Here is a 15842-nt window from a genome sequence, read left to right as displayed (position 1 = left end):
CCCGACCGGCGCCCCGTCCGATCCGCCCGGCCTGATCCAAACGAAAAACCCTAGCCCTTGCTCACCGCCGCGAGGATCTCCGGCAGCCGCGAGGCCGTCTGCGGCGCCGCGAGCCGCAGGCCGCCCAGCGCCGCCAGCACGCCGTACACCGTGCCCAGCGGCAGCAGCAGCCACGACCAGCCCTCCGCGTCCGACGCGTGGATCCACAGGGTCAGCGCGAGCACCGGCGCGCAGATCAGCGCGGCGCCCAGCATGCCGCCGAAGATGGAGATCCAGGCGAGCCCGGCCTGCCCGGGAGCGACGTTCTTGTAGCCGCTGTCCTGCGGTATCGAGTACGGGAAGCGGGCCGAGGACACCGCGCCCGTCGCCAGCATCGCCCCCAGCAGCGCGAAGGAGAGCCCGAGCGCCTCCGGCAGCGCCCGCCAGTCGCCCAGCAGCGCCGCCGTGGCCGTCGTGACCAGAGCCGAGTACGGCAACGTGATCACCAGCAGCGCCAGCGCGCGGGCGCGCAGTTCCAGATAGGCGTCCCGCGTCGAGGAGATCGTCAGGGAGACCATCCAGAAGGCCGAGGTGTCCTGGCCGAACTGGTTGTACATCTGGATGCCGAGCATGCCCGCCGCGAAGCACGCGAAGTAGATCGTGCCCGTGCCCTGGAGCGCGTTGAACAGCGGCACGATCAACCCGATGGCCAGCGAGGTCACCCACGCCCCCTTCGTCTTCGGGTCGCGCCACACATAGCGCAGCGTGCGCCGTACCGCCGCGCCCGTACGCCCGTCGGGCAGCAGCCGCGCCAGCCCCGCGCCCGCCGTCGACTCCCGGCGGGCCGGCCCGGACGCCGCGATGGTGGAGCTGTCCGGAGCCGTCATCAGCTTCACCAGCGCGCGCTGCCACCCGTACAGCAGCGCCGCCAGCGCGCCCGCCGCCAGCAGCAGCTGCACCGCCGCCCGCCCGTACGCGCCCTCGCTCACCGAGCCCACGGCGCCGATCGCGGACGCGGGCGGCAGCCACCGCAGCACATCCGCCACCGGGACGAGCGCCGAGAGGCCGCCCGCGTTGCCGAGGCGCTGCGCGCCGAAGTTGACGACCTGGACGCCCACCGCGATCACCAGACCGCTCAGGACGGCCAGATCGCGCCCCTTGCGCGACGACAGCAGCCGGACGTTGGCGGTCGCGACGGCCCGCGCGAGCGCCACGCACACCAGCAGCGTCAGCGGTACGGCGACGACCGACACGGCGATCGCCGCCGCGCCGTGCGCCGTCGCCACCGCGGAGCCCACCAGCACGCAGAGCGTGAACAGCGGCCCCACACCGACCAGCGACGTCACCAGCAGCGCGCCGACCAGCGGGCGCGGGCGCAGCGGCAGCATCACCAGCCTGGTCGGGTCGAGGGTCTCGTCGCCGCCGGAGAAGAACAGCGGCATCACCGCCCACCCCAGGGCCAGCAGGGCAGCCGCGGGCACCACCAGCGCGCCCGCGTGATCGTGTCCGCGCAGCAGCACCAGGCCGAGGAGCAGCCCCGCCGCGCAGATCAGCGCGAACACGGCGCTGGTCACGTAGGCCGTCGCACGGCCCGACGACTGCCGCAGCCCGTTGCGCAGCAGCGAGAGCTTCAGCCGGACCAGGACGGACGTCGGAGAGGGCACGCGCGGGCCGCGCGCCGGAGCGGCGGCCGGGTCCGCCGGGGCGCTCACGGCGGTCATCGCGCGCCCCCCAGCCAGTCCAGGTGCTCGCCCGCGTCGCGCTCGCGCGCGCCCACCAGCTCCAGGAAGGCGCTCTGCAGGGACGGGGCGTCGCCCCGTACCTCCGCCAGCGTCCCCTGCGCCCTGATCCGGCCCCCCGCCAGCACCGCGACCCAGTCGCACAGCGACTCGACCAGCTCCATGACATGGCTGGAGAAGACGACGGTGGCGCCCGAGTCCGTGTACCGCTCCAGGACGCCCCTGATCGTCTGCGCGGAGACCGGGTCGACCCCCTCGAACGGCTCGTCCAGGAAGAGGACTTCGGGGTTGTGCAGCAGCGCCGCCGCCAACCCGATCTTCTTGCGCATCCCGGTCGAGTAGTCGACGACGAGCTTGTGCTGCGCGTCCGCCAGCCCCAGCACGTCGAGGAGCTGCGTGGCGCGCTTGTCCACCTCGGTACCGGGCAGCCCCCGCAGCCGCCCGGTGTAGCCGAGGAGTTCACGCCCCGAGAGCCGCTCGAACAGCCGCAGTCCCTCCGGCAGCACGCCTATGCGGGACTTGACCGCGACGGGATCGCTCCACACATCGTGCCCCGCGACCCGGATCCGGCCCTGGTCGGGCCGGAGCAGCCCGGTCACCATGGACAGGGTGGTGGTCTTGCCCGCGCCGTTCGGGCCGACCAGACCGATGAACCTGCCCGCGGGCAGGTCGAGATCGATTCCGGCGACGGCGATCTGTTCGCCGAACCGCTTCCACAGCCCCTCGACCCGTACGGCGGGTTCCGCGGCGGACGCGGTGGGTGCCACCGCCTGATCTCGTTCCTGGTCCCGGGCCACGACGCCTGCCTTTCTGCCGCCCGCACGGAGAATGCCGTGCGGATGTCCCGTCTGTCAGCGGGACGACTGAAGGCCACCTTATGTACGGCGTGCCCGATCCGAGGAGCCCTCCTGGCCGCACGCGTAGGCCAGCGGACCGATCAGCTCGGCCACGTCCGGCAGCCAGCGGTCGGTGGGCGAGGGCTGCCGGGCCCACTGGACCGCGCCGCGTCCCACCCGGGTCGGCGGCGCCGCCACGTACTGCCCCTCACCGCGTACGACGAGGTCCATGGCCGACGGCTCCCAGCCCAGCTCCCGCACCCGCCGGTCCGCCTGCCCGGCCGCGCCCGGCAGGACGAAGAACAGCATGCGCCGCCCGGGGGTACGGGTCACCGGGCCGAGCGTCACCTTGAGCCGCTCCATCCTGGCCAGCGCGAGGAACCCGGCCGTCTCCGGCACCTCCAGCGCGTCGAAGGCGCGCCCCGTGGGCAGCAGGACCGACGCGTACGGCCGCTGCGCCCACATCGCGCGCACCGAGACCGCGCTGCCCGTGGCCAGCGCCGCCCAGTCGGGACCGGCCGCGTGCGCCCCCGGCGCGGGACAGGCCGGCAGGGCGCACGAGCACCGCTCCCCGCTTCCCGCCGGCTCCAGCCAGGTGCCGGGGAACACGTCCCAGCGGCGCTCCCGCGTGTACCGCAGCGCACTGTCCAGCAGCAGCGCGCCCCGCTGCCCGGGGATCGCCGCGGCGTCCATGACTCCGATGGTCTCTTCCACGCACAGCACAACTCCCGCCGTCGGCGCGGGTTACGGGCGCGGGACGGCGCACCGCGCCGCCGCGCGCCCGCATGCGGGGCGCATAGAGGCATGTACGGGGGCGCTCGGGAAGGAGTGGAGCGGTACGCGGGTAACCACCCCCGGGGGTCCGACAACATAGGGGAGCGCAGGGCCAACCGGCCGTGTTCAAGTGAAGTTTCAGGAAAGTCGTCGAATTTTTCCGTTATTACCGAACATGCGCATCCTTCGCGTACTTGCCGGGCAGTGTCGTTGAGTCGATCACTGCGGCCTCAGGGGGTATCCAATTGGCAGCCAGGCCACTCGTCGCCCGTCAGCCCAACGAACGGCTTCAGGCGCTCATCCAGGAAGCCGGGTGCTCCAACGCCGGGCTCGCCCGGCGCGTCAACATGGTGGGAGCGGAGCGCGGGTTGGACCTGCGCTACGACAAGACGTCCGTCGCCCGCTGGTTGCGCGGACAGCAGCCCAGGGGGCGCGCCCCTGGCGTCATCGCCGAGGCGCTCGGCCGCAAGCTCGGCCGTACGGTCACGATCGACGAGATCGGCATGGCCAACGGGAAGAATCTGGCCTCGGGCGTCGGTCTGCAGTTCTCGCCGACCGTGATGGGCGCCATCGAGCAGGTCTGCGAGCTGTGGCGCAGCGATGTGGGCCGCCGTGACTTCCTCTCCGGCTCGGCGGTGGCGTCCTCGGCGCTCGTCGAGCCCAGCAGGGACTGGCTGATCACCGGCGCCGACGCGTCCGTCGCGCGCAACACCGGCGCGCGGGTGGGGGATTCGGACGTCGAGGCGGTCCGGGCGATGACCCGGGCGCTGATCGAGCTGGACCACCGCTTCGGCAGCGGCCACGTCCGGCCCGTCGTCGTGCACTATCTGAACAGCGTGGTGGCGGGCCTGCTCTCCGGCTCGTACCGGGAGCCGGTCGGCCGCCGTCTCTTCGCCGCCGTCTCCCGCCTCACCGAGCTGGCCGGATACATGGCGGTCGACACCGGACAGCCCGGCCTCGCCCAGCGGTACTACATCCAGGCGCTGCGGCTGGCCCAGGCCGCGGGGGACCGGGGGTACGGGGGGTATGTGCTGGCCGCGTCGATGAGCCATCTCGCGGCGCAGCTCGGCAATCCGCGCGAGATCGCCCAGTTGGCGCGCGCCGCGCAGGAGGGGGCGCGCGGCCAGGTCACGCCGCGCGCGCAGGCCATGTTCCACGCGGCCGAGGCCCGGGGGCACGCGCTGATGGGGGACACGCACACCTGTGAGGCGGTCGCGGGCCGCGCGGTCACCGCGCTGGAGCACGCGGAAGACGGTCCGGGCGACGACCCCGACTGGATCGCCCACTTCGACCGCGCCTACCTCGCCGACGAACTGGCCCACTGCTACCGGGATCTGGGCCGCCCCGAGGAGGCGGCCCGGTACGCCGAGGCGGCGCTGGAGGGCCATCCCGAGTCCCGGGCCAGGCGGCGCGCGATCGCGCTGGTCCTGCTGGCCACCGCGCAGGTCCAGCAGCGCGAGGTGGAGCAGGCGTGCCGCACGGGGACGCGCGCGGTGGAGCTGCTGGGGACGCTGCGGTCGAGCCGGGGCGCGGAGTATCTCGACGACTTCCAGCAGCGGCTGGAGCCGTACGGGGAGGAGCCCGCGGTGCGCGAGTTCGGCGCGCGGCTGGAGATCCAGGCGGCGTGAGCGGCGGGTGGGCCGCGGTGGCGGTGGGGGAGGGGTGGCCGCGCAGGTGACGTGCGGGTGGCGTACTGGTGATCAACTCCGGCGTCCGGCGCCCCGATTCCGTCCCGACCACGGCGTTTCCCGGGGCCGGGCCGATGGAGAACGCATGTGCGTCACCGAGGCCCCGATTCACCCGGTAGCGTGAACCGGTGACTCGGTAGGTCCAGACGTTCCACACGTTCCACACGTAGGAGTCCCGGTGACGCACAGCGGACAAGGGGATGAGCCGCGCAACCCCGCCGCTCGACCCGCGCACGAAGGCGTCGTGCTGCCCAGCGACGGCAGCGGGCCCTGGATCCCCGGCTCGGCCGTGGACCAGAACCAGGCGGCGACGCCGTCGTACGGTCCGCCCCGCGACGCGCCGTACGGTGCCCACGAGCCGGGCAGCTACGGCGACGCGGGCAACTACGGCGACGCGGGCGGCTACGGGGGCGCGGGGGCGCACGCGCAGCCGCCGTCGTACCCGCAGCCGGGGCAGCAGCCGGGGCAGGCCGATCCGTACGGGCAGCCGTATCAGCACGGTCAGCAGCCGCTCCACCAGCCCTACGAGCCTCACCAGCCGCATCAGTCCTATCCGCAGCAGGGCGGGCTCCCGGAGCCCTACCAGCAGCCGGGCGCGCAGGCCCAGCCGTACCAGCAGCCGCAGCGGCAGCCGTACGAGCAGCTGCAGCCGCAGTCCCCGCCGTATCAGCAGCCGGGGCAGCAGCCGGGCTACGGCGCGTCGTACCCGTCCGCGTCCCTGCCGCCCGAGGTCCCCGCGCCCGGCAGCGCGGACGCGACGCAGTACCTGCCGCCCATACCGGCGGCGCCCCCCGGCGGCGACGCGGACGCCACGCAGTTCATCGCCCCGGTCCCGGCCGGCCCCGGACCGCTCCCGAGCCCCGGGCCCGGCATGCTGCCGCCCGAAAGCTCCGCGGAGGCCACGCAGTTCCTGCCGCCGACCGCCGCGCACGGCTCCGACGCCGACGCGACACAATTCATCGCGCCCGTCCCCGCGACGGGCCCCGCCCCGTACGACATCCGGCCCGGCACGCCCGGCGAGCGCCCGCCGCCCGCCGAGTTCGACAACCTCTTCCGTACCGACGGCGGCGCGGACCAGGGCGGCGGGGGCGCGGAGTCGACCCAGCAGATGCCCCAGTTCGACGCGGCGGGTCCGGCGCCCCGGGGGCACGCCCAGCCGCCGGGCGCCCAGCCGTACGCCTCCGCCCGGCGCAAGTCCTCGCGCGACGACGGCGCGTTCGAGCCGCAGGGCCGGGGCGCCGTGCGCCGCAAGTCCTCGCGCGCGCCGGTGATCGCGGCCGCCGCCATCGGGCTCGTCGTCCTCGGGCTGGGAGCGGGCGCGCTGATGAGCGGCGGCGACGACGACGCGAAGCAGGACGACAGCAAGACCGTCGCCTCGGCGTCCACGCCGACCCCCGAGGCGTCCGCCTCCTCCGAGCCCGCCGAGGACCCGGTCAAGACCCAGGCCGTGGAGCTGGACAAGCTCCTCGCGGACAGCAGCAGCAGCCGTGAGTCCGTCATCAAGGCCGTCGACGACATCAAGTCCTGCCGGAACCTGGACAGGGCGGCCGACGATCTGCACGCCGCCGCCGAGCAGCGGCGCGGTCTGGTCACCCGGCTGGAGGCGCTGACGGTGGACAAGCTGCCCAGCCACAGCGAGCTGACCTCCTCCCTCACCGACGCGTGGGAGGCGTCGGCCTCGGCCGACGACCACTACGCGTCCTGGGCGGACCAGGTGGGCGGCAAGAAGGGCTGCAAGGGCGGCCACGCGCGGGTCACGGGCCAGGCGGCGAAGGGCAACAAGGCGAGCGGCGAGGCGACGGCCGCCAAGCAGAAGGCGTCCGGCCTGTGGAACGGCATCGCCAAGAAGTACGAGCTGACGGAGCGGGCACCCACGCAGCTGTAGGGGGACGGCACGGCGGCGGGCAGCGAGCGCCGGAACGCGAGCGCCGGAACGCCCGCGCCGCCTACCGCGCCGTCGTGCCGCCCAGCGTTCCGCTCACGTCCACGAACCCCGCGCGCTGCGTGACCAGCCGGCCCTGCCGCACCACCTGGAACGTCACGTCACCGTTGACGATCCGGGGGAAGCCAGGCGTGCCGAGCATGTCCTCGTAGCGCCAGCGCAGCGGCGGCGTCAGCCCGCCCGTGTCGACCCGCGCGCCCCGGTCCAGGGCGTCGGCCAGACCGCCCGAGGTGATCCGGCCGGTGTTCATGGACTCGATGACGGACTTCAGCGCGGTGTAGGCGATCCACGTCGTCTGCGCGCCCTGGTCCGCCGGGTCGATGTCGTCGTCCCCGAAGGCGTACTCGCCGATCACGTCCCGCATCGGCCGCCACGCCGGATCGCTCGCGACCGGGTACCAGCCGGTCAGGTACGCCCCCTCGAACAGGCCGTTCCTGCCGCCCGTGCGGTCGACGAGTGCCTGGCCGACGCTGCCGAGCACCGAGGAGACCCGCAGGGTCCTGCCGTCGTCGGGAAGCCTGCGGTACGAGTCGAAGAAGGTCTCCGTGCGGTCGCCCAGAACGACCGTGACACATCCGCCGTCCCCCGCGCGCGTGCGGGCCTCCTCGGCCCGCTCCGGGTAGCTGGTGGCGTTCTCCTGCGCGCGGATGTCGGCGGCGGGCCCCCTGCGCGCGGCGGCGAGGCCGGAGTCGATCAGGTCGGGCAGGTCGTCCCCCGTGGTGGTGTCCGGCCGGACGAGCGCGGTGTGCGGGCAGTCGCGGGCCAGCTGGCGGCCGTTGCCCGCGAGCAGCGTCGCCTGGCCGCCGTTGACCGGGTAGGACACGTAGCTGCTGAACTCCTCCTCGGTGATGCCGTAGCCGCCGAGGTACGGAATGTTCGCGGCCTCCAGCGGCGCCATGAACTCCCGGCCGTGCTGGCTGTACGAGCCGACGACCGCGACGGCCTTCGCCTTGACCGCGCGCCGCGCGCACTGGGCCGCGCTCGCCGCGTCGTTGCGCTCGTTGCAGGTGAGCACGCGCAGCTCGTGGCCGTCGATCCCGCCGGACGCGTTGACCCAGCGTGCGTACGCCTTCGCCAGGGCCGGCATGCCGGGCCGGTTGGTGGCGTCGGTGCCGATCGGCGCCCAGGTCATCACCGTCACCGGCTCCTTGGCGCCGCTCGGGCCGCCGAGGGGCCCGACGCCGCAGCCGGTGAGGGCGGGCAGCAGGAGCGCCGCGCCCGCGACGGCCGCACACAGGACGCGCACCGCCCGAGCCGAAGGGGACCTGGACAAGCGGTACCTGGACAAGCGGGACCTGGACAAGGAGGAGTGTCGCCAACCGGTCATAGCACTGCACACTCCCGCTCTCCGGGTAACACGGAGGTGGGCGATGTTCGACGCCCGGTGACACCGAGGTGAATTGCGGGGGTGTGCCGGACCGCCGCCGGGCGGACCGTAGAGTCGTGGACTGTGCAGCAAGGTTCCGAGAACTCTTCCCGTCCGGCCCGTCGCTCCCCCACCATGGGCGGCATGCCGCTCAACGACATGCCGTGGTGGCGCTGGCGCAGCAACGTGCGCTCGGCGCTGCACATGCTTTCCGATCCCGTCTTCCACCAGGAGTGCTGGCTGGCCGGCCTGGAAGGGTACGGCGACGTCACCGACGCCGTGTACCGGCTGGTCGAGGACACCTGGCTGGACAACTGGTCCGCCGAGAAGTACGTCGGCACGATCTTCCGCGACTCGGGCGAGGCCGCCCTCGTCGACGTCGCCGTGCTGCGGGTGCTGCGCATCATGCACCAGGTCGGCGCGGACGCGCCCGTCTCCGCCTATCTGGAGCACCACGGCTGGCCGGAGGCGGTGCGCGCGGCCCGCGAGGCGCACGTACGGCTCGCGGTGAGCGACGGCGACGACCCCGACACGGCGCCGCAGTCGCTCGACGTGCTGCGGATCGTCACCCGGGCGCTCTGAGGGGCCGGGCCCGGCCGGGCGGCGCGGGAGGGTCCGGGGTCCGGACGGTGCGGGGGAGCGGGCGCGGGATATGGGATCCTCTGGGGTCATGAGTACCGCCTCGCAGTCACCGGCCGCGGCCCCCGCGGATCTGTCCGACCAGTACGTGCTGACGCTGTCCTGCCCGGACAAGCAGGGCATCGTGCACGCCGTGTCGAGCTATCTCTTCATGACCGGCTGCAACATCGAGGACAGCCAGCAGTTCGGGGACCACGACACAGGTCTCTTCTTCATGCGGGTGCACTTCTCGGCGGGCGCTCCGGTCACCGTGGAGAAGCTGCGCGCGAGCTTCGCCGCGATCGGCGACTCGTTCCGGATGGAGTGGCAGATCCACCGCGCCGCCGAGCGCATGCGGGTCGTGCTCCTGGTCAGCAAGTTCGGCCACTGCCTGAACGACCTGCTCTTCCGGGCCAGTATCGGCGCGCTGCCCGTGGACGTCGCCGCGGTCGTCTCCAACCACCCGGACTTCGCCGAGCTGGCCGCCTCGTACGACATTCCCTTCCGCCACATCCCCGTGACCAGGGACACCAAGGCGGACGCCGAGGCGGAGCTGCTGGCGCTGGTGCGCGAGGAGCGGGTGGAGCTGGTGGTGCTGGCGCGCTACATGCAGGTCATCTCGGACGATCTGTGCAAGCAGCTCAACGGCCGCATCATCAACATCCACCACTCCTTCCTGCCGAGCTTCAAGGGCGCGCGCCCCTACCACCAGGCGCACGCGCGCGGGGTGAAGCTGATCGGCGCGACGGCGCACTACGTGACGGCCGATCTCGACGAGGGCCCGATCATCGAGCAGGAGGTCGAGCGCGTCGGCCACCAGGTGACGCCCGAGCAGCTCGTGGCGATCGGCCGCGACGTGGAGTGCCGGGCGCTGGCGCGTGCGGTGAAGTGGCACGCGGAGCACCGGATCCTGCTCAACGGGCACCGTACGGTCATCTTCGGCTGACCGCCGGAGCGCGCGGCGGGGAAGCCCCGGGCGTCCCTCCGCCGCCTTGCCGCGCTGCGCTGCGCCGCGCCGCGCCGCGCTTCGCGGACCGGACCCGGGGCGGAGCGCGCTCGGACGCGGTTGCGACGCGGTTCAGGTGCGGTCCGGACGCGGTTCAGGTGCGGCTCAGATGCGGCTCATCGACGCCGCCGCGAACAGCACGTCCCTGATCGCCTCCCGGTCGCCCTCCTGGCCCGCCGCCGCGTCCTCCGGCGCTACCCGGCCCGCGACCAGCTGGCAGAACTCGACGGCGTCCAGCGCCACCGAGCCCACCGACCGCTCGGGCGAGCCGATCGCCGCCGGGGAGTCCAGCGCGATGTGCCAGTCACCGCCGCCGGGCCCCTCCACCACCAGCCGCAGCGATCTGCCCGGGGCGCCCGCCGCCACCAGGTCCTTCGCCGGACCCGCGAGCCCGCTGCGGCGGCGCAGGGCGAGCGTGGCGGGCAGCAGCCTGGCCGCCAGATCGACCATCTCGAACAGGTGGGGGCCGCTGGGCGGTTCGTACGGATAGTCCACGGCCTCCGCGATGTCGGCGCCGTGCACCCAGCACTCGAAGGCCCGGTCGAGCAGCGCGTCCCGCAGCGGAAGCGCGAAGGCGCCGTACGAGACGGAGAGGTCGGCCGCGCCCCGACCGGCGAAGGACACCGTGCGGATCAGCGTGTGGTTCAGCTCGCGCCAGGGCTCGTGGAGCGCGCGGGTGGGCGGCCGGGCACAGGTGCGCCAGAAGACCTCGGTGCGTTCGGCGGGCGCCACCGGGGCGTCCGGGCCGAGCGGGTCCTCAAGACCGAGCGCGCCGGCGACCACGCCGTCCACGGTCAGGAGATGGCCGATGACCCCGGCGACGGTGGTCCGCCGCGAGGCGCTGCGCTCCCGCTCGAACCACTTGAGCCGCACGGGAGCGTGCCACTCCGCGTCGGGTATGTCCCGCAGCAGCGCGTCGAGCCGCGCCGTCTCGGCGTCGTAGGGGGCGGCCCAGACCGGCACGGGTATCCGGGCGGGACGGCGGCCGAGGCAGTTCTCCAGGACGCGCGAGCGCAGCAGCGGGTCGAGGTCCAGATTGCTCTCCGGGTGCAGCAGCCCCACCGCGTCGCGCAGCCGGAGCGCCTCTTCTGCGCAGGGCGCGCACTCGGTGAGGTGGTCCTCGACGAGCGTGGTCTCCTCGGGCGAGCAGACGGAGAGCGCCCAGGCGCCGAGCAGCGAGGTGAGCACGTGGTGCGCCACCTCGGGTGCGGATGCGGGTGCGGGCTCCTGTGCCGGTTCGGGCTCCTGGGCCTGCTCGGGCTCCTGTGCCGGTTCGGGCTCTTGGGCCTGCTGGGGCACGGGTTCCTGGGCCGGTTCGGGCTTCTTGGCCTGCTCGGGCGCGGGTTCCTGCGCCGCTTCGGCCGCGGGCCCGGCGGCCGGGTGATCCGGGTCCGGCGGCTCCGGTTCCGTTTCCGGCGCCGGGGTGGGCGGTGGTGGCGGCGTCGGTGGTGGTGGTGGTGCGGGCGGCGGCGTCCGGCCGAGGGGGAGGTCGTCGGCCGCGGGGCGTGGGGCCGGTATCCGCGGGACGGCCGCGGGCTCGTCCGGCTCGCCGCCCTCGCGGTGGCCGCCGTCCAGCGGGCCGGTCACCGGGCGCCTCCGATCCCGGGAGCGCCGGGCGACGAGGAGCCCTCGCCTGCCCGGGTGTTGGCCGTCGAGAGCAGCTGGAGCCCGAGCCGCAGCCTGCGCCGCGCCTCCTCCTCGGTGACGCCGAGGTCGGCCGCGGCCTGGTGGTAGTCCCGGCGCTGGAAGTACGCCAGCTTCAGCGCGTCCCACAGCGGCGCCGGCATCGAACTGACGATGTAGTCCGCGCGGGCCGCCGCCGAGACCCGGCGTATCTTCTCCTCCAGCGCGGTGAACTGCTCCTCGGAGGCGTCGCCGCTCGCCTCGTACGCCGCGGCCTCCGTCTGCCGCAGCCGCTCTATGGCCAACTCCTGTGTGACATTCGCCACCCAGGACCGGATCGAGCCCTGCCGGGGGTCGTACGTGTCCGGGTGCTCCCAGAGATGTCCGAAAACCTCGCGCGTGACCCGGTCGGCCGCGTCGTCGTCGCCGAGCACGCGGTGGGCGAGGTTGTGCACCAGCGGCGCGTACCGGTCGTACAGCTCTCCGAGTGCCGCCGCCTCGCCCCGGGCCATCCGCTGCTGCATCCTGCGGTCCCAGCGGGGTGGACTTTCCTTCGCCATACGACCCCCAGCTCTGTTCCTCTGCGCGGCCCGCCCCTGCCCAGCATGGTGTCGAGGTCCACCGTTCCCCCGAATGTAGTGGGCCGTGCCGAAAACGCACGCCCCTTTCAGGCAAGTGCGCCCCCAGGGGCGTCGGGCGGGGTAGGCGGCGGTCCGGCTGGGTATTGAGGTGGGTACTCATGACCGAGGTGCTGCCCGGGGGAGGCACCGGCCGGAAGATGTCGCGATAGCGACGTTTCGAGAGCACGGGGCGGGGCAGTCGCGGCACGAGGAAGGACATCTTCCGGATCTCCGGGTCCGGAGCCAGCGCCGCGTCCGGCAGTGTCTGCCGGACGGGGCACCCGTATCCCGACGCGGTATCCGGAGTCGTTCGGCCGGATCCGCCAGAGGAAAGGTCCAGGCGCGTGACGCTCAAGGTGGACGAGTCCCGGCAGGGTGGGTGGACCGTGCTGCACATCACCGGGGAGCTGGACCTCATGACGTCGCCCGACGTGCGCCAGCGGGTCCACGACGCGGTCGCCGCCGGCCGGCGCGAGCTGGTGCTCGACCTCTCCCAGGTGTTCTTCTGCGACTCCAGCGGGGTCGGCGTGCTGATCGCCTCCCGCAGACTGCTGCACTCCTGCCGGGGCCGGTTCCATCTCATCCTGCCCGCCCGGGGCATGGAGGCCGGATCGCACGTCAACCGGGTGCTCGCGGCGCTCGGCGTCCGCCGCCTCTTCGAGGTCTACCCGGATGTCTCCTCCGCCGTCGACGAGTCCACCCAGCCGCTCTCCGCGTGACGCCGTGACGCCGTGACGGCCCGAGGCGCCGTGACGCCATGACGCCGTGACGGCCCGAGGTGGCGTGACGGCCCGAGGCGACCCGGTCGGGGGCAACAGGGCACACGCGGGCCCGCCGCCGTCGTACGCTCCGGGCATGGACAGCGCAGAGTACGAGGCCAAGATCGCTTCCCGGTTCGCGGCATTCGACCAGGACGGCAGCGGCTACATCGACCGCGAGGACTTCAGCGGCGCGGCGGCGGCACTCCTCGCCGAGTTCGGCACGACCGCCCGCTCCGACAAGGGGCAGGCGCTGTACAGCGGGGCCGAGGCGTTCTGGCAGGGCATGGCCGGGATCGCCGACGTGGACGGCGACCAGCGGGTCAGCAGGCAGGAGTTCGTGACGGGCGCGGTCAAGCGGCTGCGCGACAACCCCGAGCGCTTCGCCGAGATCGCCCGCCCGTTCCTGCACGCCGCGATCGCGGTGGCCGACGAGGACGGCGGCGGTGTGACCCCCGACGCCGCGCGGCGCGCGCTGCGGGTGCTGGGCGTGGGGGAGGAGGCGGCGGTGCGGGTGGCGCGGGACCTGGACGTGGACGGCGACGGCAGGATCCAGGAGGCGGAGATCCTCACGGGTCTCGCCGGGTACTACGTGACGCCCGAGCCCTGACCGGCCCGGCCGCCCGGCTCGCGGAGCCTTGGCCATGGCACTGCCGTACGTCACTGTCCGTGTCGGGGTGCGGTGGCCGAGGTCGATACCGGGTTGTGTCCTTGCGGCGGTCCGTCACAGGCCGGAGTCGTGCTCCCGCTCCGGTACGCTCCGTTGGGTGCGAGAGCTAGTGGGGCGCGAGGGCCGCGGTGTTGCCGGTACGGCGGCGCCGGGGGCGCGAATGTGCGCCGCTCGCGCCGTTGAATGGCGCCGTGCGCGCCCGCGTTCGACTCGCCGCAATGTGCGTCGCACAGTATGCACCACGCGTACTCCTTCGCGCTGGAATATGCCCGAAGCGCTTGTTGCGGTGACTGTACGTCAACCATGCTGTCTCGCAGGGAAATCACATTCCGTGATCCTTTCGAAGACCTTGTCGAGGCGCGAGGCGATGTGTCCGCCGGTTCGGATGGTGTGAGCGGTGCAGGTGCTTCAGGTGCAGTTGGAGGTCGGGCCCGACCCCGCGGAGGTGGGGCGAGCCCGTAGATGGGCGCGTTCGCGGCTCGTCGGTTCCGGGATGGAGGACGACGAGCCGGTGGCCGAGGCGCTCATCCTGCTCATCTCCGAGCTGGTCACCAACGCCGTGGTGCATACCGGCTGCCCGGCCGTGCTGCGGATGCTGTTCGGCGCGGGCCGCGCCGAGGCGGGCACCGTACGGGTCGAGGTGGCCGACGCCAGCGCCGCCCCGCCGCGTCCGCGCCACGCCGACGGCGACGACACCAACGGCCGCGGGCTCGAACTGGTCGAGGGGCTCGCCGACCGCTGGGGCTGGCAGCCGGAGGGCGCGGGCAAGCGCATCTGGTGCGAGGTGGACCGCGGCGTCAAGGCTCCGGAGGACACGGCGGAGGCGTCCCCTTCCGCGCTGAGCCCGGCGGGCCGCGCCCCGGCGTCGCGCGAGCCGTCGTACACCGTGTCCCCGTGGTGAACGGGACGGCCGCCGGGGGGAACGCCCGGAAGGACGCCCCCACAGGGAAAATCCCCCCTCGTCGAAAAAAGACCGCGGGAGTATCCCTCAGGCGTCCGACCGGCCGTGATCCGGGGTCCTGGCGCGGAACGTGCGCCGGTAGACGGTGGGCGGCACGCCCAGTGCCGACTGGAGGTGCTGGCGCATCGACTGCGCCGTACCGAACCCGGCGTCACGCGCCACCTGGTCCACGGACAGATCGGTCGACTCCAGCAACTGCCGTGCCCGCTCGATCCGTTGCCGCACCAGCCACTGGCCGGGGCTGATCCCGGACTCCTCGCGGAACCGGCGGGTGAACGTCCGTACGGACATCGACTCCCGTTCCGCCAGATCGCGCAGTTGGAGCGGCAGATGCAGCCGGGCCAGCGCCCAGGTCCTGGCGGCGGCGGTGGTCGCCTGCCGGGCCTCGGGCAGCGGGCGCGGGATGTACTGCGCCTGGCCCCCCTCGCGGTGCGGCGGTACGACCGTACGCCGCGCGACCTCGTTGGCGACCGCCGAGCCGTGGTCGCGCCGCACGATGTGCAGGCAGAGATCGATCCCGGCGGCGACCCCGGCCGAGGTGAGGACGTCCCCGTCGTCGATGAACAGGACGTCCGCGTCCACCCGGACCCGGGGGAAGGTCCGCTGGAAGTGCTCGGCGGACGCCCAGTGGGTGGTGGCGGGCCGCCCGTCGAGGTACCCGGCCGCGGCCAGCACATAGCTGCCGGTGCAGATGGAGACCAGCCGGGTGCCGGGACGCACCAGGGCCAGCGCGGCGGTGAGTTCCGGGGTGAGGACGCCCTGCTCGAAGACCGGCCCCGCCTTGTGGGACGCGGGGACGACCACGGTGTCGGCGGCGGCGAGCGCCTCCGGGCCGTTCTCGACGAGGATCGCGTAGTCGGCGTCGGTACGCACCGGCCCCGGTGGCAGCACCGAGCAGGTCGTCACCTCGTACAGCGGTCGGCCCGCGGAGTCCAGGGAACGGCCGAAGATCCGCTGGGGGATGCCGAGTTCGAACGGGATCAGGCCCGGAAGGGCGAGGACGGCGATCCGGTGCCGCGGGCGGTCGGACATGGGGTCTCCGGTTCGGCGGACGGCGTACGGCGGAGCGCGCACGGCGTATCGAACGAGCGCGCCCTACGGACCGGGGGCCGGTGGCCCGGCGGTCGCTGGCCCGATGATAACGAATGCTGTCCTTCGGGCCACTCGTCCGGGCCCCAGCTCCCGGCCGATGCTGTCCGACGTGACTCGGACGAACGAACTCCCCGCGGCGGACGAACCGGCCTCCGCCCCCGCCGCCCCCG

14 protein-coding genes are annotated in these 15842 nt (G+C 73.6%); 7 read left to right on the top strand and 7 right to left on the bottom strand.

What is annotated here, in order from left to right; genetic code table 11:
• Nucleotides 1-50 precede the first annotated feature (50 nt).
• The 3 genes from DVH02_RS23895 to DVH02_RS23885 all read right to left on the bottom strand — a co-directional run bounded on the left by DVH02_RS23895 (nt 51) and on the right by DVH02_RS23885 (nt 3277).
• Nucleotides 51-1700 (bottom strand): transporter, encoded by a 1650-nt coding sequence (locus DVH02_RS23895; protein ID WP_114625890.1) that lies wholly within the window; start codon nt 1698-1700, stop codon nt 51-53.
• A complete protein-coding gene (locus DVH02_RS23890; protein ID WP_114625889.1) occupies nt 1697-2485 on the bottom strand; it encodes an ABC transporter ATP-binding protein in 789 nt (262 codons plus the stop codon). Before DVH02_RS23890 ends, DVH02_RS23895 begins: the two co-directional genes overlap by 4 nt.
• A 108-nt stretch (nt 2486-2593) precedes the next feature.
• Nucleotides 2594-3277: a bifunctional DNA primase/polymerase gene (locus DVH02_RS23885; RefSeq protein WP_199566396.1), complete on the bottom strand. Its 684-nt coding sequence runs from the start codon at nt 3275-3277 to the stop codon at nt 2594-2596.
• 296 nt (nt 3278-3573) lie between these two features.
• Between DVH02_RS23885 and DVH02_RS23880 the strand changes: the two genes are divergently transcribed.
• Together DVH02_RS23880 and DVH02_RS23875 are read left to right on the top strand one after the other, a co-directional pair.
• Nucleotides 3574-4956, top strand: a complete 1383-nt coding sequence (locus tag DVH02_RS23880) for a transcriptional regulator (RefSeq protein ID WP_114625888.1) — start codon at nt 3574-3576, stop codon at nt 4954-4956.
• A gap of 238 nt (nt 4957-5194) precedes the next feature.
• Entirely contained in the window at nt 5195-6901 is a 1707-nt protein-coding gene (locus tag DVH02_RS23875; protein ID WP_114625887.1) for a hypothetical protein, read from the top strand.
• 61 nt (nt 6902-6962) lie between these two features.
• On the opposite strand, the gene DVH02_RS23870 is transcribed toward DVH02_RS23875, so the two are convergent.
• Entirely contained in the window at nt 6963-8285 is a 1323-nt protein-coding gene (locus tag DVH02_RS23870) for an ABC transporter substrate-binding protein (RefSeq protein WP_114625886.1), read from the bottom strand.
• Between the two features lie 174 nt (nt 8286-8459).
• Here DVH02_RS23870 and DVH02_RS23860 point away from each other — a divergent pair, with 174 nt between their 5' ends.
• Together DVH02_RS23860 and purU are read left to right on the top strand one after the other, a co-directional pair.
• Nucleotides 8460-8906, top strand: coding sequence for an SCO4402 family protein (locus tag DVH02_RS23860; RefSeq protein WP_114625884.1), 447 nt, complete (start codon nt 8460-8462; stop codon nt 8904-8906).
• Nucleotides 8907-8994: 88 nt separating this feature from the next.
• Nucleotides 8995-9888: a formyltetrahydrofolate deformylase gene (gene purU, locus DVH02_RS23855; RefSeq protein WP_114625883.1), complete on the top strand. Its 894-nt coding sequence runs from the start codon at nt 8995-8997 to the stop codon at nt 9886-9888.
• A 165-nt stretch (nt 9889-10053) separates the two neighbouring features.
• Here the strand turns inward: purU and DVH02_RS23850 are convergent, their stop codons facing one another.
• Both DVH02_RS23850 and DVH02_RS23845 read right to left on the bottom strand, forming a co-directional pair.
• Nucleotides 10054-11535 carry a maleylpyruvate isomerase N-terminal domain-containing protein gene (locus DVH02_RS23850; protein ID WP_233518426.1) on the bottom strand — a complete coding sequence of 494 codons (1482 nt, stop codon included), beginning with the start codon at nt 11533-11535 and terminating at the stop codon, nt 10054-10056.
• Nucleotides 11532-12131 carry a sigma-70 family RNA polymerase sigma factor gene (locus DVH02_RS23845; protein WP_114625882.1) on the bottom strand — a complete coding sequence of 200 codons (600 nt, stop codon included), beginning with the start codon at nt 12129-12131 and terminating at the stop codon, nt 11532-11534. The genes DVH02_RS23850 and DVH02_RS23845 overlap by 4 nt, the downstream gene beginning before the upstream one ends.
• Nucleotides 12132-12535: 404 nt before the next feature.
• On the opposite strand from DVH02_RS23845, the gene DVH02_RS23840 reads away from it, so the two are divergent.
• The 3 genes from DVH02_RS23840 to DVH02_RS23830 all read left to right on the top strand — a co-directional run bounded on the left by DVH02_RS23840 (nt 12536) and on the right by DVH02_RS23830 (nt 14520).
• Nucleotides 12536-12910, top strand: a complete 375-nt coding sequence (locus tag DVH02_RS23840) for an STAS domain-containing protein (protein WP_114625881.1) — start codon at nt 12536-12538, stop codon at nt 12908-12910.
• 136 nt (nt 12911-13046) lie between these two features.
• Nucleotides 13047-13559 (top strand): EF-hand domain-containing protein, encoded by a 513-nt coding sequence (locus DVH02_RS23835; RefSeq protein ID WP_114625880.1) that lies wholly within the window; start codon nt 13047-13049, stop codon nt 13557-13559.
• A 457-nt stretch (nt 13560-14016) separates the two neighbouring features.
• Nucleotides 14017-14520 carry an ATP-binding protein gene (locus tag DVH02_RS23830; RefSeq protein WP_199566395.1) on the top strand — a complete coding sequence of 168 codons (504 nt, stop codon included), beginning with the start codon at nt 14017-14019 and terminating at the stop codon, nt 14518-14520.
• A gap of 87 nt (nt 14521-14607) precedes the next feature.
• Here the strand turns inward: DVH02_RS23830 and DVH02_RS23825 are convergent, their stop codons facing one another.
• Nucleotides 14608-15612 carry a GlxA family transcriptional regulator gene (locus DVH02_RS23825; protein ID WP_114625879.1) on the bottom strand — a complete coding sequence of 335 codons (1005 nt, stop codon included), beginning with the start codon at nt 15610-15612 and terminating at the stop codon, nt 14608-14610.
• Nucleotides 15613-15842 lie beyond the last annotated feature (230 nt).

Source organism: Streptomyces corynorhini, from assembly GCF_003346515.1.
In the GTDB taxonomy this organism is placed as follows: Bacteria; Actinomycetota; Actinomycetes; order Streptomycetales; family Streptomycetaceae; genus Streptomyces; species Streptomyces corynorhini.
The sequence above is the reverse complement of the archived record's forward strand: the minus strand, read 5'-3'. Positions and strand labels throughout refer to the sequence as shown.

What these genes read in the sequence shown, in the direction of transcription:
- DVH02_RS23860 (WP_114625884.1), top strand. Translation starts at nt 8,460, where the DNA reads ATGGGCGGCATGCCGCTCAACGACATGCCGTGGTGGCGCTGGCGCAGC.
- DVH02_RS23845 (WP_114625882.1), bottom strand. Translation starts at nt 12,131, where the DNA reads ATGGCGAAGGAAAGTCCACCCCGCTGGGACCGCAGGATGCAGCAGCGG.
- DVH02_RS23895 (WP_114625890.1), bottom strand. Translation starts at nt 1,700, where the DNA reads ATGACCGCCGTGAGCGCCCCGGCGGACCCGGCCGCCGCTCCGGCGCGC.
- DVH02_RS23835 (WP_114625880.1), top strand. Translation starts at nt 13,047, where the DNA reads ATGGACAGCGCAGAGTACGAGGCCAAGATCGCTTCCCGGTTCGCGGCA.
- DVH02_RS23870 (WP_114625886.1), bottom strand. Translation starts at nt 8,285, where the DNA reads ATGACCGGTTGGCGACACTCCTCCTTGTCCAGGTCCCGCTTGTCCAGG.
- purU (WP_114625883.1), top strand. Translation starts at nt 8,995, where the DNA reads ATGAGTACCGCCTCGCAGTCACCGGCCGCGGCCCCCGCGGATCTGTCC.
- DVH02_RS23825 (WP_114625879.1), bottom strand. Translation starts at nt 15,612, where the DNA reads ATGTCCGACCGCCCGCGGCACCGGATCGCCGTCCTCGCCCTTCCGGGC.